Annotated in this window: 24 protein-coding genes; 15 read left to right on the plus strand and 9 right to left on the minus strand. The window is 47.8% G+C overall.

Annotated elements, in window-relative coordinates:
* Positions 1-115: 115 nt before the first annotated feature.
* From LTAR_RS17550 to LTAR_RS11090, 4 genes are all read left to right on the plus strand, one after another.
* On the plus strand, positions 116-244 hold the full coding sequence (locus LTAR_RS17550; protein WP_269079268.1) for a hypothetical protein: 129 nt from the start codon (positions 116-118) through the stop codon (positions 242-244).
* A 103-nt stretch (positions 245-347) separates the two neighbouring features.
* Complete coding sequence (locus LTAR_RS11080; protein ID WP_139044518.1) at positions 348-929, plus strand: DUF5317 domain-containing protein; 582 nt, start codon at positions 348-350, stop codon at positions 927-929.
* Positions 926-1,246, plus strand: coding sequence for a hypothetical protein (locus tag LTAR_RS11085; RefSeq protein WP_062422310.1), 321 nt, complete (start codon positions 926-928; stop codon positions 1,244-1,246). The genes LTAR_RS11080 and LTAR_RS11085 overlap by 4 nt, the downstream gene beginning before the upstream one ends.
* 23 nt (positions 1,247-1,269) lie before the next feature.
* Positions 1,270-2,097 carry an HD-GYP domain-containing protein gene (locus LTAR_RS11090; RefSeq protein WP_062422311.1) on the plus strand — a complete coding sequence of 276 codons (828 nt, stop codon included), beginning with the start codon at positions 1,270-1,272 and terminating at the stop codon, positions 2,095-2,097.
* Positions 2,098-2,192: 95 nt separating this feature from the next.
* Here the strand turns inward: LTAR_RS11090 and LTAR_RS11095 are convergent, their stop codons facing one another.
* Entirely contained in the window at positions 2,193-3,746 is a 1,554-nt protein-coding gene (locus LTAR_RS11095; RefSeq protein ID WP_062422312.1) for an anti-sigma factor family protein, read from the minus strand.
* Positions 3,736-4,308, minus strand: coding sequence for an RNA polymerase sigma factor (locus LTAR_RS11100; RefSeq protein ID WP_158423435.1), 573 nt, complete (start codon positions 4,306-4,308; stop codon positions 3,736-3,738). The genes LTAR_RS11095 and LTAR_RS11100 overlap by 11 nt, the downstream gene beginning before the upstream one ends.
* A 299-nt stretch (positions 4,309-4,607) precedes the next feature.
* Between LTAR_RS11100 and LTAR_RS17040 the strand changes: the two genes are divergently transcribed.
* The 7 genes from LTAR_RS17040 to LTAR_RS11135 all read left to right on the plus strand — a co-directional run bounded on the left by LTAR_RS17040 (position 4,608) and on the right by LTAR_RS11135 (position 13,169).
* Positions 4,608-6,746 (plus strand): hypothetical protein, encoded by a 2,139-nt coding sequence (locus LTAR_RS17040; protein WP_139044520.1) that lies wholly within the window; start codon positions 4,608-4,610, stop codon positions 6,744-6,746.
* A gap of 127 nt (positions 6,747-6,873) precedes the next feature.
* Positions 6,874-8,928, plus strand: coding sequence for a monovalent cation:proton antiporter family protein (locus LTAR_RS11110; protein WP_062422314.1), 2,055 nt, complete (start codon positions 6,874-6,876; stop codon positions 8,926-8,928).
* 56 nt (positions 8,929-8,984) lie between these two features.
* Positions 8,985-9,422, plus strand: coding sequence for a Fur family transcriptional regulator (locus tag LTAR_RS11115; protein ID WP_062422315.1), 438 nt, complete (start codon positions 8,985-8,987; stop codon positions 9,420-9,422).
* A gap of 45 nt (positions 9,423-9,467) precedes the next feature.
* Entirely contained in the window at positions 9,468-10,424 is a 957-nt protein-coding gene (locus tag LTAR_RS11120) for a metal ABC transporter substrate-binding protein (protein ID WP_062422316.1), read from the plus strand.
* A 90-nt stretch (positions 10,425-10,514) separates the two neighbouring features.
* Positions 10,515-11,327 (plus strand): DUF6544 family protein, encoded by an 813-nt coding sequence (locus LTAR_RS11125; protein WP_062422317.1) that lies wholly within the window; start codon positions 10,515-10,517, stop codon positions 11,325-11,327.
* A 46-nt stretch (positions 11,328-11,373) separates the two neighbouring features.
* Positions 11,374-12,243 carry a hypothetical protein gene (locus LTAR_RS11130; RefSeq protein ID WP_062422318.1) on the plus strand — a complete coding sequence of 290 codons (870 nt, stop codon included), beginning with the start codon at positions 11,374-11,376 and terminating at the stop codon, positions 12,241-12,243.
* Between the two features lie 47 nt (positions 12,244-12,290).
* Positions 12,291-13,169: a hypothetical protein gene (locus tag LTAR_RS11135; RefSeq protein WP_062422319.1), complete on the plus strand. Its 879-nt coding sequence runs from the start codon at positions 12,291-12,293 to the stop codon at positions 13,167-13,169.
* 68 nt (positions 13,170-13,237) lie between these two features.
* Here LTAR_RS11135 and LTAR_RS11140 read toward each other — a convergent pair whose 3' ends face one another.
* The 4 genes from LTAR_RS11140 to rpiB form a co-directional block, all read right to left on the minus strand.
* A complete protein-coding gene (locus tag LTAR_RS11140) occupies positions 13,238-13,663 on the minus strand; it encodes a hypothetical protein (protein WP_062422320.1) in 426 nt (141 codons plus the stop codon).
* Positions 13,653-13,862 carry a helix-turn-helix transcriptional regulator gene (locus LTAR_RS11145; protein ID WP_062422658.1) on the minus strand — a complete coding sequence of 70 codons (210 nt, stop codon included), beginning with the start codon at positions 13,860-13,862 and terminating at the stop codon, positions 13,653-13,655. Before LTAR_RS11145 ends, LTAR_RS11140 begins: the two co-directional genes overlap by 11 nt.
* Positions 13,863-14,013: 151 nt before the next feature.
* Positions 14,014-14,814, minus strand: coding sequence for a triose-phosphate isomerase (locus LTAR_RS11150; RefSeq protein ID WP_062422321.1), 801 nt, complete (start codon positions 14,812-14,814; stop codon positions 14,014-14,016).
* Positions 14,811-15,281, minus strand: coding sequence for a ribose 5-phosphate isomerase B (gene rpiB, locus LTAR_RS11155; protein WP_062422322.1), 471 nt, complete (start codon positions 15,279-15,281; stop codon positions 14,811-14,813). The genes LTAR_RS11150 and rpiB overlap by 4 nt, the downstream gene beginning before the upstream one ends.
* A 149-nt stretch (positions 15,282-15,430) precedes the next feature.
* Between rpiB and LTAR_RS11160 the strand changes: the two genes are divergently transcribed.
* Together LTAR_RS11160 and LTAR_RS11165 are read left to right on the plus strand one after the other, a co-directional pair.
* Positions 15,431-16,552 carry an aminotransferase class I/II-fold pyridoxal phosphate-dependent enzyme gene (locus LTAR_RS11160; RefSeq protein WP_158423436.1) on the plus strand — a complete coding sequence of 374 codons (1,122 nt, stop codon included), beginning with the start codon at positions 15,431-15,433 and terminating at the stop codon, positions 16,550-16,552.
* Between the two features lie 516 nt (positions 16,553-17,068).
* Positions 17,069-18,733, plus strand: a complete 1,665-nt coding sequence (locus LTAR_RS11165; RefSeq protein ID WP_062422324.1) for a DEAD/DEAH box helicase — start codon at positions 17,069-17,071, stop codon at positions 18,731-18,733.
* 243 nt (positions 18,734-18,976) lie between these two features.
* On the opposite strand, the gene LTAR_RS11170 is transcribed toward LTAR_RS11165, so the two are convergent.
* Positions 18,977-19,669, minus strand: coding sequence for a class I SAM-dependent methyltransferase (locus LTAR_RS11170; RefSeq protein WP_062422325.1), 693 nt, complete (start codon positions 19,667-19,669; stop codon positions 18,977-18,979).
* A 177-nt stretch (positions 19,670-19,846) separates the two neighbouring features.
* The gene (locus LTAR_RS11175) at positions 19,847-20,119 is read right to left on the minus strand and encodes a DUF4404 family protein (protein WP_062422326.1); all 273 of its coding nucleotides are present in this window, start codon (positions 20,117-20,119) and stop codon (positions 19,847-19,849) included.
* A gap of 197 nt (positions 20,120-20,316) precedes the next feature.
* Here LTAR_RS11175 and LTAR_RS11180 point away from each other — a divergent pair, with 197 nt between their 5' ends.
* Both LTAR_RS11180 and LTAR_RS11185 read left to right on the plus strand, forming a co-directional pair.
* On the plus strand, positions 20,317-20,853 hold the full coding sequence (locus tag LTAR_RS11180) for a hypothetical protein (protein ID WP_062422327.1): 537 nt from the start codon (positions 20,317-20,319) through the stop codon (positions 20,851-20,853).
* A gap of 20 nt (positions 20,854-20,873) precedes the next feature.
* Complete coding sequence (locus tag LTAR_RS11185; protein ID WP_062422328.1) at positions 20,874-21,290, plus strand: DUF8156 family protein; 417 nt, start codon at positions 20,874-20,876, stop codon at positions 21,288-21,290.
* A gap of 92 nt (positions 21,291-21,382) precedes the next feature.
* Here the strand turns inward: LTAR_RS11185 and LTAR_RS17045 are convergent, their stop codons facing one another.
* Positions 21,383-21,625 carry a hypothetical protein gene (locus LTAR_RS17045; protein ID WP_139044524.1) on the minus strand — a complete coding sequence of 81 codons (243 nt, stop codon included), beginning with the start codon at positions 21,623-21,625 and terminating at the stop codon, positions 21,383-21,385.
* Positions 21,626-21,645 lie beyond the last annotated feature (20 nt).

The following is a 21,645-nucleotide window of genomic DNA, read 5'->3' on the forward strand; positions in this document are numbered from 1 at the left end:
TACGGAATTAATAAAGAATCTCTGATTTTGATTATTTTGAGACCGTTTTAATGCCTGATTTGAGACCCGAATATTGCATACTACTAAAAAATAGATTATTTCCAAGGAGTTAGCCATGGTATCCAAACTGATCAATTCCGCAAAAACTTCTGTCCGCCCTGTTGATGTTCGCGTCGTCCTCTTCCTGATCTCCATCGCCCTGTTTGTGATTGGTGCTGGCGCCCCTGCAGCTACCGGTGGATAATCAGTAGTTTTCCTCTGCAATTTCAAAGCGTATTGGCTCGTCCATGGAGGGATGAGTTTATGTACCAACCAGAATGGAATCTAATCGCTCAGATTTATTACATATGATTTTATTATTTGCCGTTATCCTGGGCCTGGCTGCAACTTTATTGCGTGCCAGGCTCACTCATCGCACCTTAAAAATTTCAAGCCTGAAATGGGAATGGCTTGTTATTCTTTCCGTTATTCCACAAATATTGGCCTTCTACGTCCCCTCAACCGGAAAATACCTGCCAGAATCCATTCTGCCGGTTTTGCAGATATTATCGATGTTTGGCCTTCTTGTTTTCGGCGTCATCAATTTTCTTACGCCAGGTTTCAAGGCACTGAGTCTGGGCCTGGCATGCAATTTTCTGGTCATACTATCCAACGGGGGATGGATGCCAATCAGTGTTGAGACTCTAAAACACATGATGCCTGCCCATCCGGAAGAATATTGGACAATTGGTGAACGTCTTGGTTTGACCAAAGATCGAATTTTACTTCCGGCTGAAACACATTTCGTCTGGCTGTCTGATCGATTCACATTACCGCCAGGTCTTCCACAGAATATCGCCTTCAGTCTGGGCGATATTTTCATCTCAATTGGTGCTTTTTTCCTCTTATGGTCATTGAGCCGAAAAGAGGATGAAAAGGAGAAAACATGACACCTGTTACAGCCATGCTTCTGAACACTCGGGCTTTAATTCCACCCGCCAATGATCCACTGGCAGCAACCAAAGCGGAATTTGGCCGCCTGATGCATGCCGCCATCATCAGTCCACGCTTCAGGCAACATTTGCTAACTAATCCTGAAAAAGCCATCGAAAACGGTTATATGGGCGAAAGTTTTCATTTCACCCCGGAAATAAAGAGCCAACTCGCGGGCCTTCAGGCCGGAACCCTGGAAGAATTTGCATCCCAGGTTCTGGAGATCGTTGAAACTCCATCCCATGCTGAGATGGTTGTGCTGCATAGCCGCTAAACATTCCAAATTCAGGTTTTATTATGAACCATCAGGTATCAAAATCCAATCCAGGCATCAAAGGTGTTCCCAATAATACGGGGGATGCAGGGAGGGTTGAGGAACAATACAAATCAATCCAGGTCATGATTCCCATGGAACTGGATCGAAAAAACCGTGTGTTCGGCTTTTTTGCCCTGGATAATGAAGACCTACCTGAAGGCAGTCAAAAAAACCTGAATGAGATCACAGGCACACCTTTCAAAGCTGAACTGGCAGGGCTGACAGTCATTGCCGGCCCTGTCGTTCAGACTCTTCAAGAAAATTACAGTAAAGCCTTATTCAGACTGGCCGATTCCATTGACCAGTGTGATAAAACTACCCACAGTCAAAACACGGCCTTGTGGGCCAAACGCATTGCAGAGACCATGCGTCTGGCAGATGATGAAGTCGTGGATATTTCTCTGGCCGGACGCCTGCACGATATTGGCAAGTCAGTCATCTCCCGTGAGGTATTATCCCGAACTGGACCGCTTACAACAGACGAATGGGCCATTATCCGGCGTCATCCCGAATTGGGTGCAACGTTGATGAAGCCTTCATTGAGCCTTAGCCCGATCATCCCCATGGTGCTGGCCCATCATGAGCGTTTTGATGGAACCGGGTACCCGAACAGGTTGGCCGGGCAGGATATCCCTCTGGGAGGACGCATCCTCGCCGTGGCAGATTCATTTTCATCTATGATCAATGGAAGAAATTATCGTCCAGCAATTTCCATACAATCTGCACAATCTGAACTTGTTCGATGCAGTGGATCCCAATTTGATCCTGAAATTGTAAAGATCATCATCCAGTTATTACGCAGATTTTGATTCTCTTAAAAACAGGAAATAAAAAAAGGCTGCCTTCTATCCAGTTTGTAGATACCAAAGGCAGCCTTTCCTGTTTAATCTATGGAATGATCCGTTTATTTCACATTTTCAAGACCTTCAAGGTATTTCTTAAATTCTTCCTTCGGCAGGTTGCTGTTAATCAAAACACAGTTGGTATTAGATATTTTCAGAATAGCTGTCATGTATATAACACGACCCGCACCATCTTCCTGTTTCAAAAGGTTGATTGTCAAGCCAGATTTGGTTGTGAAGGTCTCTTCAAGATTGTCGGCCATTTCTTCAGGAAGCATGTCTCCTGATTGGATCACCAGATAATCCTGTCTTGAATTGCGATAGCTGGCGATATAGGTATAGGTCGTTTCTTGATTCTGGCGCGGTGGAGCAGTAAGCGTCAATTCGAAACCAGCCGGTACTTCCTTCAAGAGGTACCCGTCTTTTGTGTGACTGGCAAGTTCCTGCCGGGTGATCTTCTCAGGTAATAGATCGCCTTTTGACCGATCCAAATCATCCACTAGTTTAATCCCTGTAAGGTCAGAAAAATCCCATTTTACAGGTGACTCTACCGGTAAAACTTCATTGGTGATGTATTTTGTTGAACCAATAGTAAACTCTTTGCCATCTTTTTTGGCTGTGTTGGTGATCTCCAGCAATTTATATGTTTCTGCATCAAAAACCATTTTGCTTGAAATCCGGTCAAAGGCAATACTATTTTTCTGACTTTCCGAGCTTTCTGAAACCTTCAGCGACTGACTCGAGAGGAGAACATAGGTTTTTCTGCCATCCACAAGCTCCTTCGGCGTTTCAAGGGTTACATCAGGGGCTGAACGGAATTGTTTAAACATCGCCTCAGCATCGAACGTATGTTGACCGGCATCCAGATCAACCACTTTTTCCCTGCTTTGAGGGCTGCGGTATACCGTCAGGGCATCAGCCGTTTTGTTTTTCTCAGAATGGTCTGCTGAATATGTGAATTCGCCATCATATCCAAAGACGTCAATGATTTTCCTCTCAGGTAGAGAATACTGCACAGTACGCTGATTTCCCGTCTGAAAATTATTAAAAGTCTCCACCAGCATCCTGGTTCCGGCTTTTTCTCCTTCTTCCATCTTGTTGTTATGGAAGATCTCAATGACCATATGAGATATACCTTTTTCCAACACGTCTGATTTGTTAACTTCGTACGCTTTCTCCAGAACTTGCTTGGCAGATACAGACGTTACATTTTTCGTGGATAGGAAAAATCCCAAAATCCCCAAGAGTAAAGCGCCAGATATTAATACAGCACTTCGACGTTGCATTTTGAATTCTCCAGGTAAAGTGAATTTGTGGTTTTTATTCCCTCCCGGCGCCAGGCGGGAAAACCATTTTGAGAACCGATTTCCAGATAGATTTGCTTCTTCCGTCAACTTTTCCTGCAGGCGGTTCCAAACCTGCGATGATGGGTGGGTTTCTTCAGACATGCTCTGCAAAGCAAGTCCGGTAAGTTGACGGATTTTCCGGAGGTCCGCCAGTTCTTTCTGGCAGTCTTTACATCCGGATAGATGTTGTTCAACCTGCAAGTTGTCTACAGGGGATAATTCATGGTCCAAAAATGGGGTTAATTTTGATTTGATTTGTTTACAGGTCATAAAACACACTCCCATTCTGGCAATCTTTTAATATCAGTGAGCTCTCTGAGATGCGAATGTTTTTTTCAAGGGTATGTAATGCCAGATCCAGCCGCGATTTGACCGTCCCTAAAGGTATATCGAGAATGGATGCAATTTCTGCATAGGGCAATTCCCAGTAGTAGCGTAAAACAATGACGGCCCGTAATTTTTCTGATAATTGCATAATCGCTTTCCGAATTTCACGGCGTGCTGCGACGGATTGGATTCGCTTTTCTACAGATTCTTCAGATGCAAGGTTTTGGTTCTCATCCAGAGAATCGAGCTGTAGTCTTTGCTTTCGCTTGTGCCCAAGGCAGTAGTTGATTGTGATGCGATGCAGCCAGGTTGTAAGGGCTCCTTTCGCTGGATCATACATACCCAGTGAGTGGAAAACCAGGAGAAACACTTCCTGCAGGGCTTCATCGGCATCATCTTTATTTCCATACATTAAGTAAGCAGTTTTATAGACAAGGTTTTTATGTTCTTCAAAAAGTTGACCAAAGTCATCTTTTTGAAGCCGTTGATTATTCTTTGCAGACAAATCATTCTCCATTGTTGTTTCCATTGTCATTCAAGAGAACTATACGCGAAATTATGCAAAAAAGTTCAGTGGAACCAACGCAATTCTCAATAAATTCACAGGTTCTTCTTGGGGTCTTCTCAGGTTGAGATCATAGACTCAAGATCAATAAATCCACACGTTAAACAAGGAAGGATAAACATTTAGAGACTTTTTACAAAAACGATTCATTATCTACGGAAAAATTAAATTCGAACAAATTATGATGCGAACCATCGAATAGCATGTAAACCGATGTACGAAATATCCCAGGAGGTACGATGAAAAAAACTATTTTTGCCCTGTTGATCCTGATCATGTTGACTCTGACGGCCTGTGCAGGGCAGGCCCCCGTTGCTCATAACGCCAGGGTAACATCAGCAGATCAGTTGGTATCTTACTTAACAAATAAACATGAGGTCGCTTCTACAGCTTCAACCATTGGCGGCCTAACCACCGATTTTGAAAATGCTGAACCGATTATTGTTCAATTGGTTCTGGGAATCATCAAGCTGGATGGCACCGACCTGGCCATCACCAAAGACCAGGCTACCACTATGCTTCCTTTGTGGGATGAATATGTCACCCAACTTCAAGCCATGATGCCTGACGGTGGAAAACCGGGTGCTCCAGCCAACGGTAACAGCACTCCTGCTGCCCGCCCCACGATGGATCCGAAAGCCACCCCGGCAGCTCCGGTAGAAAACACAGAAGCCACTGCTAAATTGGATGCCATTGTGACAAAAATGGTCGCAGTGTTGACAGACAAACAGGTCAACGCGATTGCAGAAATGAAGATCACCCGAGATATCGCCCAGACCATTATGAAAGAAAAGAACATTACAGACGGCGGTCCTGATCAACAGAATGGAACGGCACCAAAAGATGGCTCTTCACAATCTGGTCAGCCCCAGCAACCCCCGGCTGATGGACAGCAGCCTCCTGCCGGTGGACCGGGTGGAGGTCAACAAGGCGGCCAACCGAACCAACAGGGTAACCAACCCCAGCAAGGGCAACCCCCGTCAGGAAATGGCCCAAGAGGTTTCGGAATGGTCCAACCCGGATTACAGAAAGCCTTTACCACATTGTTGGAAAAAGTCAGCGGTACAAAATCATCTGTAGCAAGCATTCCGGCCGGGGTAAACCCGGCCGGATCTTCTTCTGGCGGACCTGACCAGGCTGGTGGTGCCAATGACAGCAGCTCCACCGTTACGTATGCGGCTGTTTATCAGCAAAAGGGTGGAACAGCGGCAAAATCAGACCAGACAATAAATGCCGCCGAAAAAGACCAGTCCGCTGTTCTGGTCACTGATTCAGGCACACTGAATTTATCCAAATCGAAAATCACCACATCTGGAAACACATCTTCACAGGATTCCAGCAGTTTTTTTGGTTTGAATGCCGCCGTACTGGCAACCAGCGGGTCTGTGATAAATATCTCTGAAAGCACCATCAATACTACCGGTGAAGGAGCCAACGGCGCCTTTGCCACTGGAAGTGGGTCTACTGTCAATCTGACGAATGTAGTCATTGATGCCACAGCCGGCGGCGGTCACGGTGTGATGGCAACCAGGGGAGGATCCATTACATTGAAAGACGTGGACATTACCACTGCCGGGAAGAACTCCGGTGCACTGGCTACCGATCGCGGCGGCGGAACCATCACGGCAGAAGGCGGAACCGTTACAACCACTGGTGTTGATTCTCCGGCAATCTACTCCACCGGAAATATCAGCGTGTCAAACGGCGTCTATTCTGCCACCGGGGCTGAATCCGCCGTAATCGAGGGAGGCAACTCGATCACGATGGAGAACTCCACCCTGACTTCCAGTCTTGAAGAAAAATGGGGGGTGATGATCTATCAGAGTATGTCGGGTGATGCGGAAGGGACAAAAGGGACATTTACCATGACCGGTGGTGAGTTGTCACTTACAGCCAGGAAAGGCCCGCTGTTTTATGTAACCAATTCCACCGGTGTAATTAACCTGACCGGTGTGAGCGTAACCACCAATTCGGGTGAATTAATCAATGCCAGTGCCGGACGCTGGGGAAATAACGGAAGCAATGGTGGAACCGTTATCCTTACGGCAGATGAACAGAACTTGAACGGCAGTATTATCGCAGACAGTATCAGTTCTGTTGAGGTTATTTTGAAAAATGGCTCTTCCCTGAAAAGTGCCATTAATCCTACCAACTCGGCAAAAGATATTAAATTAACGCTTGATGCCACCAGTACCTGGAATGTAACGGCAAATTCATACATTTCCACCCTGTCTGATCCGGATGGAATCAATGGCAATGCCATAGTCAATATCAAAGGAAACGGTTTCACGGTGTATTACAACAGTTCTGCCAGTCCTGAACTTGGTGGAAAGACATATACATTGGATGGGGGTGGCACTCTGACCCCAGCTCTGTAATTACCTTTTCATGAACAATCCAGGCCTGTGAATCACAAGTTTCACAGGCCTTTTATTTTCCATTCCGTTTATTCCGTTTTTCGGGTACGATAATAATAACATCATACGGGCCTTCACAAAAAAGACCATGCATGAACTACCCATTCTTCTTAATATAACCATTGCCCTCGTGGCCGCCTTTATCGGCGGACTGGCTGTCCGGAAAATTGGATTGCCGCCTATTGTGGGGTATCTTCTGGCCGGAATTGTAATCGGTCCATTCACACCAGGTTTTATTGGAGATATCGCCACCATTCAGGAGTTGGCAGAACTGGGGGTCATCTTCTTGATGCTCGGAGTGGGCCTGCATTTCTCTTTTGACGACTTGCTAAAAGTCCGGGATATTGCCATACCAGGCGCCTTGTTGCAAATGATACTGGCAACTTTAGCCGGTTTCGGTCTCAGTCGTTTTTGGGGATGGTCTGTTCCAGCTGGAATCGTTCTGGGATTGGCAGTCTCCGTGGCCAGCACCGTTGTATTACTGCGTGGATTGATGGACAACTCCCTGCTGAATACCCCCCACGGCCAGGCTGCCGTCGGATGGCTGGTGATGGAAGATATCCTGTCCGTAATGATTCTGGTGTTTATGCCGGTATTCTCTGGACACGGGGAATTTAACTGGACGGTGATCGGCACCACCCTGTTGAAAATCGCCGCCTTTGGCATCGTTATGTTTGTTCTTGGGAAAAAGTTCATCCCATGGCTGTTGGAGAGAATCGCCCATACACGTTCCCGCGAATTGTTCTTGCTGGCTGTTCTGGCGATTACACTGGGAACCGCATTGGGATCCGCGAAGCTCTTTGGTATTTCTCTGGCTCTGGGTGCATTCGTTGCCGGGGCAATTATCAGCCAATCGCACCTCAGCCATCAGGTGGGAGCTGATATCAATTCGTTCAAAGATGCCTTTGCTGTATTGTTCTTTGTATCGGTCGGTATGTTGGTCAATCCAGTTTTCTTATGGCAAAACTTGGGTCTCGTGGTGGCGCTTTCACTTTTAATCATCCTGGGTAAGCTGATAATCACATTATTTTTGGGCACCCTGTTTCCCCACCCTGCACAAACCTTTATTGTGATTGCCATTGGGTTGAGCCAGATTGGTGAGTTTTCTTTCATTCTGGGGCAGGAAGGGGTGTTGTTAAACTACCTCAGCGCAGACCAATACTCACTAATTCTTGCAGGTTCTATTATTTCCATCGCGCTTAACCCCTTCATGTACCGGCTGGTCCCCTTACTTAACCAGTGGCTGCGGAATGTACCCTTTTTATGGAAGCGTCTTGACCGTCATGACGTTCGACCGATTCTTCCTGAATCCGGAATCAAAGACCATGTAGTGATCATCGGATATGGTCAGGTTGGCTGCCATCTGGTGGATGTGTTGGAAATGTTGCATGTTCCACAGCTTGTCATCGAAACAGAAGCCGCTCAAATTGAAGCTTTGAACAAGCGCGGAATTCCTTCGCTATTCGGCGATGCCGCCAATTCTGAAGTGATTAAATTCGCCCGGCTGGAAACGGCCGCCCTTCTCGTAATCACCATTCCGGACGAATCTTCAACAGCTCTAATTGTTACCTCGGCAAAGGACATCAATCCAAATCTGCGGGTTATTGCACGTGCCAGTTCAATGGAAGGTATCAACACTCTGACCGAACGGGGTGCAAATCATATTGTCCACCCTGAATTAGAAGGCGGACTGGAAATTCTCTCGCATACGCTGCTTGAATTAAATTTTCCGCTGCGGGAAGTTCATCAATATACAGAAGCCATTCGCCATGACCGATACAATACGACCATCAATACACCGGAAGAATTTAACACACTGCAAGATATGTTGACCTTCATTGATGCCATTGATATCACCTGGACAAAAATTCCGGCAGAAAGTCCCCTGATAGGACAATCCCTGTCTGAGGCAAATATCCGCGCTCATACCGGGGCATCCATAGTAGCTTTGATACGGGATGGTCATATCACAGCCAATCCCAAATCTTCCACAATTTTTGAAATTGCTGATCGGATCGGGTTGATCGGAGACCACGATAATGTGGAAGCTGCCCTGCAATTGATCCGGGGGACACCGAAGGTAATAGAAACTGGAGACGAAACACCCTTTATAGCACCTTCACCAGATACACAAATTCCTTGACATTTTGATCAGCCATCTTATAATTGAAAAACACTTTCAATAATATCGAGTGATGGATGACTGCCGAAAATAAAAAGGCTGCAGAATGGATTAAATTGCTTCAAAACAGCGGGTACCGTCAGACGGAAGCCCGCAATACAATCGTTGAAGTAATCCTCGAAACCAATAGGGCATTGGAACCGCTGGAAATATTTGAAATTGCCCGCAAGCGCCAGGCGGGCCTGGGATTGGTTACGGTTTACCGCACACTTGAACGTTTGGAAGCACTGGGTCTGGTTCAACGTGTTCACCAACCGGGCGCCTGTAACATGTACCTGCAGGCACCTCAAGGACACCAGCATTTGTTGATATGCACATCGTGCGGAAAAGCTGAATTCTTTAATGGTGACGATCTGACTCCGTTGATGGAAACAGTGGCCGCCAGGTCTGGATACCAGATTACAGAGCACTGGTTCCAATTGTTTGGCTGCTGTGCAGACTGTCAGAGAAAATAATCGATCTTAATCATCCGCTGGAGAGCGGTTTTTTAGGAGGAGTATATGAAAAAGAGTTTCATTATCATCAATACTTTTTTAGTTGTCTTTAGCCTGTTACTGATTGGCTGCCAACCAACATCACCAGCACCGGTTGGAAAAGAAACCGCGAGTTTGAAGGTCATTGCTGCAGAGTCTTTCCTTGCTGATGTTGCCCAAAATGTCGCAGGTGATCGGGCAAAGGTAGATTCGTTGATTCCGATTGGAATGGATCCCCACGCCTTTGAACCGGTTCCCCAGGATGTGGCGAAAATTGTAAACAGCTCTGTTGTCATCATCAATGGAAAAGGCATTGAATGGTGGTTGAACAAAATTCTGACAAGCTCTGGCGGGGACCATCTTGTTATTACAGCCTGTGAGGGTTTGGCTAACCGTGAACCTCGTGAAGGAGAAAAAGCTGAAGGCGAAGCGGAAGAAGAGCCTGATCACGATGAAGGTGATCCCCATTACTGGCTGGACCCGATCAGCATGATTCATTATGTGGAAAATATACGCGACGGCTTAATTAAAGTAGATCCTGACGGGAAAGATGTTTATACAAAAAATGCCGAAATATATATCGAGAAGTTAAAAAATCTGGACGCGGATATTCGCAAACAGGTAGAGACAATCCCGGAAGATAAACGCCTGATTGTTACCAACCATGAAAGCTTCGGGTATTTTGCTGACCGGTATGGCTTTAAAATCATTGGCACAATTGTTCCCAGCGTCAGTACCGGCGCCACACCATCAGCCCAACAAGTGGCAAAACTTGTTGACCATATCCGGTCCACGGGAGCCTCGGCTATCTTTCTGGAAACGGGAACCAATCCGGCTTTGGCAGAACAGATTTCCAAAGAGACTGGCGTCAAAGTTGTGACTGATCTCTACACGCATTCCATAACAGCCGCCGATGGAAAAGCGCCCACATATATTGACATGATGAAATACAACGTGAAAATCATTGTAGACACGTTAAAATAGAACTTCTGTGAACTTGACGAAGGATCATCTAGCTTATGATGATCCTTTTTTTTATTTCCCGTAAAATGAAAGAGATTAGAGAGAGGGAACATGACTATTTTAATGATCGTTTTATTGGCACTGGCAATCTTCGCCTTAATCCTCTGGGTTGGTCTGCAAGTATCCCCGCGGCCCTTTGCTGATTATCACGGTAAACCTGCTGAAATCAAAACCATCCCCTTGCCGGAAGGCTTGCCACAACCGGTGGAACGATATTACAGGGTGGTTTACGGAGATGAAATCCCGGTGATTACGTCAGCTGTATTAACGGGTCATGCAACCCTGCGGCCGTTTGGACCGGTCTTTTTACCCGCGCGTTTCCGCTTCACCCATCTAGCCGGAAAAGACTATCGCCATTATATTGAAGTGACCTTTTTTAACATCCCAATTCTCAAAGTAAATGAGAGATATCTGGATAAGAAAGCCCGCATGGAACTGCCCTTTGCCACAGATGAAGGAGATAAACTTGATCAGGCAGCCAATCTTGGTTTATGGGCGGAAACAGCCTGGTTTCCCTCTGTCTTTCTGACAACACCCGGCGTTAACTGGCTGCCGGCAGATGATAATACCGCTTTGCTGGTCGTGCCCTTCAATGAGAGTACCGACCAGTTTATCGTACGTTTTGATCCTGAAACCGGCTTTGCCATGTGGTTTGAAGCCATGCGTTACCATGATTCCAAAAGCACTGAGAAAGTGCTATGGTTGAATCACGTAATAGACCTGAAAAAGGATGGTCTTAAATTAAGCTTCAAAACCGGGTCAGCCATCTGGATGGATGACGGCAAACCCTGGGCTTATTTCACCGTAGATAACATCAACCTGAATGTTGACGTTTCTGAATATATTCGGCAAAAGGGTATCTAGCCATATAGACAGTGAGCCAATAATATCGGAAATGGAGGGTTGAAAAATGAAACAAAACCGGGCTTTGACTGTGCTCATACCGATATTGATCCTGGCAGCGGTGGCATCCACCTGTGCCGGTCTGTTCTCACAGGGCGGACCCGGCCCCTTCACGGTTACGAGCCTGCATGGAAAAGATGTGACCCTGTATGGTCAGGGAATCTATCGATTTGATACGTATTTCCGTGCACCCATTGCCCGGGGAACGGATGCTGTGACGCTGTTTCTGGCTGTTCCCCTGTTGGTGTTTACTTTTATCCAATACCAAAAAGGTTCGTTACGAGGGACCCTTTTTTTAACAGGATTACTGGCGTACTTCCTGTATAACTCCGCCTCCATGGCACTGGGAATAGCTTACAATTCCTTCTTCCTGGTTTATATCATCTACTTTTCATGCAGCCTGTATTCTTTCATTCTGGCGTATTTCTCCATACGTGTAGATGAATTACCGGAACGAATTGAAGCAGGCTTTCCGCACCGCCTGGCAGCTTACCTGTTATTCTTTGCCGGCCTTTCCGTATTTGTCTGGTTGAATGAGATTTTGAATCCATTATTCAAAGGGATTTATCCACCAGGCCTCGACACCTACACGACTGAAATCACCTTTGTGATTGACCTGGGGATCATTCCGGCAGCCTGTTATATTGCCGGTTTTCTTCTTCTGCGCCGCCGGCCTAACGGCTATCTATTAACATTTGTGATGTTGACTCTCCTGGCCATGATCGGGTTGGTTGTCTTGAGCCAGACAGTTTTTCAGGCTGCCGCCGGTATTTACCTGGCACCCGGGCAATACTTCGGATTAGTGGGCACATTTACCATTCTCGGTTGTCTGGCCATTTGGACCATTGTAAAAATACTGAAAAATGTGGCAAACTAACCTGACCAACATCAGACACGATTTTTTCATTTTTGGAAGATTGATACATGAAATTTCAAAAACCATTAACCTGGCTTATCATGCCTATAATAATCCTTTCCCTCTTTGCGGCCGGTATGGGATTGTTCTATCAATCCCCCGGTCAGCCGATGGCTTACAAAACCCTGCGCGGCGAACAGGTGACCATCAACAGGCAGGGATTGTACTGGTTTGATACGGTCAGTATGGCAGCACAGATGCAGGGGAACGACGTTATTACTTTGACAGTTGGGCTGCCTTTGCTGATTATTTCCACAATTCTGGCCTTCCGCGGTTCGTTGCGGGGGCGCCTGCTCCTGACGGGAACATTGGGATTCTTCCTCTATACGTATATGTCAATGTCCATGCTGACAGCCTATAACAACCTTTTCCTCGTATATGTTTGCCTGTTTGGCATGTGTCTGTATGCCTTCATTCTCAGCATGCTGTCATTTGATCTGGCAGACTTGCCTGCACATTTCTCACCGAATCTCCCAGGAAAAACCATGGCCGGGTTGATGTTCCTGGTCGGGGCTTTTCTCACCCTTGCCTGGCTGGGACGTATCCTTCCACCGCTGCTGCAAAACAGCACACCGGCATTGGAAAATACCACCACCCTGGTCATTCAGGCAATGGATCTTGTTTTGATTGTTCCTTTGGCTGTTCTTTCAGGGATTCTGCTTCTCAAACGCAGCGCCTGGGGATACCTTCTCGGGTCCGTCTTTATTCTCAAATCCATTACCATGGGACTGGGCGTAAGTGCCATGGGTATCAATATGGCGCTCAAAGGTGTGCCAGACAGTCTTGGCATTCTGGTGCCCTTTCTGACAATCACCATGGTAAATATCTGGCTGGCGGTTGTGCTGCTGAAATGTATTGATGCGAGGCCATCAACTACAGGTAGTTGAACATCTTATTGATAAAAAACAGCAGACCTGGCAATGGTCTGCTGTTTTTTTTGTTCACATATGGCTTTTTACATTGTTTTCGAGTACCGACTGGAGAAATAAATCGTCAAAAGTCCTTCAAGAAGGATCAGCCCGGCAACCATCAAGATGATGTTGCGATCAGCACCCATAAAGCCCAAAATAAGGATGAACACACACAACACATAGTTCATGATGCGGGCGACCATGTAGCCTGTCCGTTCCCGAATACGGGTGTTTCTTTCATCATTAATTTCAATTTCTTTGCTTTTTCGGATGGCTTCATCTTCAATGCTGGTAACAACAAAGGAACGGATTAACCACCCGATACCTAAACCAGAAGTGGCAGCACCTATACCAAAGGAAAGCCCTGACGCCATTTTTGTTTCAGATGAATTGAATACCAAAACTCCCACCAGCAACAGACCAATACCAAGCAATACAAGAAATCCATAAAACCATCGTTTAGTGTTCATCTTTCGTCTCCTCAAAAATAAAAACTTCTTCAATCGTCATGCCAAAATACCGGGCAATTTTGTAAGCAAGAAGAATTGACGGGTTATACCGCCCATTCTCAATGGAACCAATTGTCTGTCTTGATACTTCCAGAGCTGATGCCAGCTCTTCCTGACGAATACCCTGTTGTTTGCGTAATTCTTCCAGACGATTTTTCACAATGCCTCCAGAAAAAAACAAATGGAAAGCACACTTTCCATTTTTGATGATAGTATAGAGTTACAGAAATGTCAAGCATACTTTCCATTAAATAAACAAACAACTCCCATCAAAATTGAAGGAAGCTGTTCTTTTGAGGATATTGACTTTTCTAGGCTGTCAGTTTTATTTTTTCCTGCCAGATGGGGAGAGTCATACGAATGATGGTATTCATATCATCGGCGTTCCAGGCTGCCCGACCGATGAAAAGACCATCCACACCCGGCAGTGCAATCAATTCGCAGCAATTCTGTTTGTTAACGCTGCCCCCATAGAGTATCGGAATGTGATCAGCTTCACCCGGAAAGAGCTCTTCCAAAGTTGACCGGATCCTTGCATGAGCCTCTTCCACATAGTCAGGGGCAGCAGGTGTACCATTCACTCCAATCGCCCAGACAGGTTCGTAGGCAATCCACAACCTCGAGAGTTTTTCTTTCGGGAAATCATGCAATCCTATTTTCAATTGAATACGGATTCTTTCTTCACTGATTCCCAGGTTTTTATCTGAAGCCGTCTCTCCGATACATAGAAGCGCCGTGAAACCATGATTAACCGCCGCAATTACTTTACGATTGGTTTCATCATCCGTTTCGCCAAACACATGCCGCCTTTCAGAATGCCCGATCTCGACAACATCAATCCCCAGTTCCCGTAACATTACGGGCGAGATTTCGCCGGTGTACTGGCCGCTGTCTGCCCAGTTCATGTTCTGGGCACCGAGCTTCAACCGGTCAGACTTCAGCATCGAGGCAGCCGGAAGTGCCGTGAACGATGGGATAATGAAAATATCAATGCTTTCCCGGGGCAGGTCAGACGTAACAGATACCAGCCGGGACAGATAGTCCACTGTCTCGGCAATGGTTTTATACATTTTCAGGTTAGAGCCGATCAGAAGCCGGTCAGAAGAGGTCATCTTCCGCAGATCGTATGCTCAATACCTTTGATCGTGTCGACCTTGGCCTGTGAGGAGCCGCCCTGGAATTCCAGGCTCAGCCATTCCTTCATAACTTTCTTGGCGAGTTCTGGTCCAATAATGCGGGCGCCCATGCAGATAACATTAGTGTTGTTGCTCAGGCGGGCGCGTTCAGCAGAATAGTTGTCATGACATACAGCCGCATAAATCCCGGGGAATTTATTGGCTGTGATGGCCATGCCAATCCCCGTACCGCAGATCAGGATGCCCTCTTTCTGGTATCCGCTGGCGATGATCTTCTCGCAGACGATTTTGGCTACATTGGGATAATATGTTTGATCTTCTTCCCCGGTTACCCCCACATCTTCATAGGTGTATCCCAGGTCGTCCAGCAACTTCATGATCACTTTTTTTAAACCAACAGCCGCATTATCACAACCAATAACAATATTCTTTTTCATTAACATCCCTCAACAATAAAAATTGCACTACAAATAAAAGTAACTTGATGTGAATCATACCATTTTTTTTATTGGCGTATTTACTTTCTTCAATTTTTGATATCAGAAGCGGTATTACAATCATTCGCATTCATCAGATGAAAAACTACCCGAAAATGAAAAATAACCATCGCCAGAAAGACTATCAACTGGAAAGTCCTATTGGATCACGTGTGATCATTAACGGTCAAGAAGTGGATTATTTTTCCGGCACCGGGTATCTGGGATTGCAAAGCCATCCAGATGTTTTAAAGGCAGCCGCAGATACCCTTGCCCGGTATGGCTTGTCTACTGCGACTTCACGTGGTGGATTTGGCGAACATCCGGTGTATCACTGGTTGGAACAGGAAGCCTGTGCCTATTTCAATACGGAAAAAGCCCTGTTTTTCCCCTCCGGTTACATGGGCATGTCAGTTCTGGTACAGACCAATGGATCAGGGAGCGATCATATTTTCATTGACTCGGCCGCCCATTACAGTCTTTGGGATGCTGCCCTGGCGGCCAACAAAACAATCACGCCGTTTCATCACGTGAATCCGGGCCATCTGGAAGAAATAATCCGATCGGAGATTCTTCCGGATGAACACCCTCTGGTTATAAGTGATGCTGTTTTCCCGATTTCAGGAGAGATTGCTCCTCTGCCGGATTACCTTAAGATCATTGAACCGTTCAATGGACGGATATTTCTGGATGATGCTCACGGGGTGGGCGTTCTGGGCGAAAATGGACGGGGAATACTGGAGTATTTCAATATTCAATCTGACCGGGTCAAGACCTGCGGTACGCTGGCCAAGGCACTGGGCGGGTACGGCGGAATCATTGCCGGTCCCGGTGATTGGATTGATGAGATGGATCAGAATTCCAGCATTTGCATTGGCGCGAGTCCGCCTCCCCTGGTGACGGCTGCCGCCTCGGCCCGGGCTTTGACCATTGCCCGTGAAAATCCGAGGTTGCGCCGCCAATTATGGGCCAATGTTAAACAGGCGCGCGACGGATTGCGGTCCCTCGGATGGGAGCTGGATGATACACCTGTTCCCATCATTTGCCTGCCGTCACTTCAAGGGCAAAATTTAGCCTCTGTGCAGAAACAATTATTCGCGCAGGGATTTGCCGTGGCATACGTGCGTTCCTATTCCAGCACACCGGCAGGAGGTGCCCTGCGGGTGGCGGTTTGTGCACAGCACACTTCCGATCAAATCAACCGCCTGGTGGATACTATGAAAAACCTGGCCTTATAACAGAAGGGTACGGCGTATCCTTTTCCATACCCGGATGACACTGGTCATAGTACCGGCATGGGAGAAGATTATTATTATGTAAACCCTCTTTTTCCATCTCCGCACATTTTCCAGCGACTTGTGCAGCCCGATGAAAAATTCATTTTGCGTTTCTGCCCGAAAGGGGTATAATCCGCCCGTTATTGTGTGATGCGCTCTTTGGGTAACAAAAAGTGGTGTTTTGCGGGTGATTTTTTGTTGAGCTTATTCCGGCCGTTGGCCGTCGACAGGATGTCCCGGATACTCCGATAAAGCAAAGAGCATTTGGGATCATCCAATTGTGAGAATTGGAACCATCTAATCGCCGGCATCCTCAGGGATGCCAGGCCTGGATGCCTGAAACAGCGCATCTCCCCGGGATTTGGGATCGGGCTTCCCGCAACAGGGCCCGGACAAATCATATTGATTTCTGCCGCCGGTTTTCCAGCCGGTTAATATACTGTGCGCCGCGGCAGGAATAGTTCAGGAGATTGTTTTATGGCATCAAAGTTTGAAGAACTTGGTCTGCAGCCGCAATTCGTTCAGGCTGTAGAAGAAATGGGGTTTGACCAGCCCACTCCCATCCAGGCGGCAGCCATCCCGGCGCTGCTGGAAGGACGCAGCGTCATCGGACAGGCACAAACCGGAACAGGTAAAACGGCCGCGTTTGTATTACCCATGCTGCACAAGATCCAATCCGGTAAACGGACCCCCCAGGCATTGATCCTGGCGCCTACCCGTGAACTGGCCATCCAGGTGACGGAAGCCGCCCGGCAAATGGCCCAGGAGACACCTCTGCGTGTGATGACTGTCTACGGTGGACAGGCGTACGGTGTTCAACTCCGTCAAATTGATCGTGGTATTGATGTGGTTGTAGGTACCCCCGGCCGTATGCTGGACCTGATAAAGAAAAAACTGCTCGATCTCAGTCTGGTGAAATATGTTGTACTGGATGAGGCCGATGAAATGCTGGAAATGGGTTTTATTGAAGATGTTGAAACCATCTTCAAAGCCATTCCAGAAGAACGACAGATCGCCCTTTTCTCAGCCACACTTCCGCCGGTCATCCGGAAGCTGGCTGACCGCTATTTAACCGATCCGCTTGAAATCTCGGTAATCACCGGGCCTCGTACCGTCCCCGAAACCACGCAGCAATACCTGCGTGTACGTGATGAGAACAAACAGGCCGCTCTTGTCCGTATTCTTGAAGCAGAAGATGTAAAAAGCGCCCTGGTTTTCACTCGCACCAAAGCCCGCGCCCAGGAACTTTCAGACGAATTAAACCGGCTGGGTTATCCGGCTGGTGCACTCCATGGTGACCTCGATCAAAACAAACGTGAGTGGGTTTTAGACCGTTTCCGTAAAAAAACCATCCACCTGTTGGTCGCTACAGATGTAGCGGCACGCGGGCTGGATATTGATGATGTGTCGCACGTGTTTAACTTTGACATGCCCGAAGATACCGATGATTACATCCACCGCATCGGTCGCACTGGTCGTGCAGGCAAGAAGGGCAATGCCATCACATTCATTCACCCGCGCGAACGCAGCCGGTTAAGCCAGATTGAAAACTACTCAAAACAGAAAATCGCTGAATACAACCTGCCCACCCGTGATGAAATCCTGCAAAAGCGCGACGAACGGTTTACTGAAGAGCTTACAGAGAAGATGAGTGCCGGGCAATTCAAACGTGAGGCTGCCCTGGTTTCAAAGTTGATCGAATTTGGATTCAATCCGGTAGAAATTGCCGCAGCAGCCATCAAACTCGCCCGTGCCGGTGAAACTCCGGTTCCAGCCGTTGACCTGGTGGAACCGATGCCTATAACCCGCAGCCAGACGGGCAAACGTGATATGCATGATGGCCGTGGGAATCGCAATCAGGCACGTGGCGGATCCTGCAATGGACGTCCGAGCAGGGCACCGGAAGCCGGAATGGTTCGTCTGCGCATGAACCTCGGCGGCCAACAGGGGTTGCGTCCCGGTGATGTGGTGGGAGCCATTGCCAGCGAAGTTGGCATTCCCGGTAAGGCCATTGGAGCCATCGATATTCAGGACGACCACACCTATGTGGACGTAGCCGAGAAACACGCCCGTCTGGTGCTGCAAAAGAGTGGAGGCAAGTACTCTCTGCGCGGCAAAACGGTTGTGTTGAAACTGGCATAAACAGAATTTTTGGAGGGCTCTTACAACGAGCCCTCCTTTTTTTATGATTTCATGCAGGGTGGAAGCAACCGAAGAACTTACTGTCCGCTCACATCCAACCCGTCTCCGGTTGCTTCTACCGGCGGCCGGTCACATCAATGCTCCCGGTTGAAGCAGGTGGAAATAATCGCCAATCTCCATCCACAGAACCACACCACCTGCTTCAACCCTGCTGCAGGGTAAATGGATAATTGGTTTCGATGGTTATTTCGGTTTTGGCGGATTCTCAAATAACAGAATATTGAATAAGGGGGGCAAGAAACGGAATGGCAGGATGGATTTATCTTTCAGGATAAAACCCATTTCCCGGGCTATGCGTTCCAGACCATAGATATTATTGCGATGGTAATGAATTTTCCCGCTATACCCGGCCAGGAATCGCCCGAAACGATACAGGTAATTTTCGGTCGGACCGGAGAGAATCAAACGCCCGCCGGGTTTAATCCGTGACTGGAATAATGCGTAATAATCCTGCGGTTGGTCAAGGTGCTCCATTACATCCGCCGCGATGACAAGGTCAAACTGATTTTCAGCGCAATTTTCAAGATTTTCTATAAATTGCACATCCATCTGTCTTTGCCGGCATAGCAGCTGAGCGTACGATGGAAAAAGATCAATGGCGTATACATGTTTGGTTCGGGCATAAAGCGTCGGCAGAAATACGCCTAAGCCGCAGCCGAATTCGAGAACATGGTCACTCTCCTGAAGCCGCGCAAACCGCAGTATTTCTTCGTACCGCCGCCAGAATAACCAGGTAATCAGGGGATTGTTGTGCAGGTAGGTGGGAACGGCCATCTCATCGGTGATTTCTTTTGAGAGGGAGTTGTCCTGGTTGACCAGATGGATGATATCTGTCTTATCAATACGGATTAAAGAACTCTTCTGGCTATTTTCCATCCACTCCGGTTTCCTTGACCATCTCCGGCGTTTGTTCACCACAGGGCATAATAACAATCTCCATCTTTATTAAATAATTAAGATGGACGTTATTTTACTCTCTTCTTTGGTTTGATTGTGGTTGGATTAAGACCAGGAAAAAGCCACCAGCTCCCGATTCATTTTCGGGAAGAGAGGTCAAATTCCCACATTATTCAGCGATTCCATCAGCCGGGATATCAGAACCGTTAATTTTGGATGGGTGGCTTCAAAATGATAAAACGCCTCTTCCAGGCGTTGAAAATCAGTACGCGCAACTAGATCGGGGTATTCCGTTGATTTTTCGAGAAGTGTATGAATATCGTCATCCAGAGTGCGCAACAACTCGGCACCCCTTTCATCCACTACTTTTGTGTTGCGAATCTCGTCTTGAAGCTGTTCGAGGAGTTTATTCAGGTTACCGGTATCCATAAAGCTCAATCTCCTTTCCAACCCGATTTGAGAAGAAGAAATCCGGCGAGATCATTCATATTCATTATTCCTCAAAATCACATTCCATTCAACCATTTCTGGATTTCTATAGAAAATTCATTCCATTTGACCTATTGACATAGAACGCCAGTTCTTATATACTGTAGAAAATCCTTTTCAGAACAGGTATTCTAAACATGAATTCACTTGCCACCCCCACCCGTAATCAGATCCAATTGGTCGTCGCTCCGCACGCCGGGCGCGATATGATGCTGGCACTGGCTTCCCGCCTGGCTCCCGGTCACGTCGTACGGGTACTGGACGGCGGCAACCAGTTTAATGCCTACACCGTTTCGCGTGAAATCCGCCGTCACACGGCCGCCCTCAACCAGGCCATGAACAACATCCGCCTCTCGCGCGGCTTTACCTGTTATCAGATGGTTGTCCTGCTGGCAGATACCCCCACCATTCCAGACCGGCCGGTGCTGGTGCTTGACCTGCTCTCAACCTTTTACGATGAAAGCGTACCGCTGGCCGAAAGCCACCGCCTGCTTGAAAATGCCATCGTCCATCTGCGCCGCCTCAGCCGCACCGCACCGGTAATGGTCAGCGCGCGAACACCGTCTGCACTGTGCCCTGACCGGTTGGTGCTGCTTGACCTGCTGCGCGCGGCTTCCACCCGGGTGATGACCGCCGAAGCTCCCCGATTACAGCCCATCCCGGGCCTGATTTAATAAGGAGAAAACCGCCTCTTATGGGACGCACTCTTCCCTCCATCACTCAGACATTCCTGATGGAACAGGAAGCCTTCACCCGCTTCCGCCGCGCATTGCGCCGTTCCGATCAGATTGCACTGGATGACCTGTTTGTCTCTGCCCAGAAGCATCTGGCGGCTGCCGCATATGCGGCACACGCCCTGCCGTTGGAAACCTTCATGCTGTCGATGCTGCTGGAAGAGCACAAAGAGGTGCAGCGTTTGCGCCGGCAGATGGATGAAATCACAGGGCAGCTCCCCGCCGGTGAAAAGCGGATGCTTTTGGAAGACGAAACAGAAGGAGAGCCTGTCGAAGCACCATTGGCTGAGCCTGTCGAAGCACCGTTGGCTGAGCCTGTCGAAGCCAGACGCCACAATAAACCGGAGATCATCGATGTCGACCCTGACCAATCCTGACCGGAACCGGCCGAAATTTAGTCATCGCAACCCCCTCCCAAAACGGGAGGGGGTTTTGTCCCCCGAAGAAGGTTGCGTTGGTTGCAAACGTGCTATTCCGCACAGTGTAGGGGCGGACGGCCGTCCGCCCCTACGGGTGATGGGTTATCCGCAGATAAAGATTTGCCATCCCGTTTTTCCACCCAAAAGAAATATACCTCTGATCGGTTCCAGTAGAATGCAGCATGCCCACCGGGTTTTCCGACTGGTATCCGAGATTGCAAGAGTAGACGGCCGTCCGCCCCTACGGGTGATGGATTATCCGCAGACGAAGATTTGCCATCCCATTTTTCCATCCGTAAAATCTGCCTCCGCA

The organism is Leptolinea tardivitalis (assembly GCF_001050275.1).
Lineage (GTDB): Bacteria > Chloroflexota > Anaerolineae > Anaerolineales > Anaerolineaceae > Leptolinea > Leptolinea tardivitalis.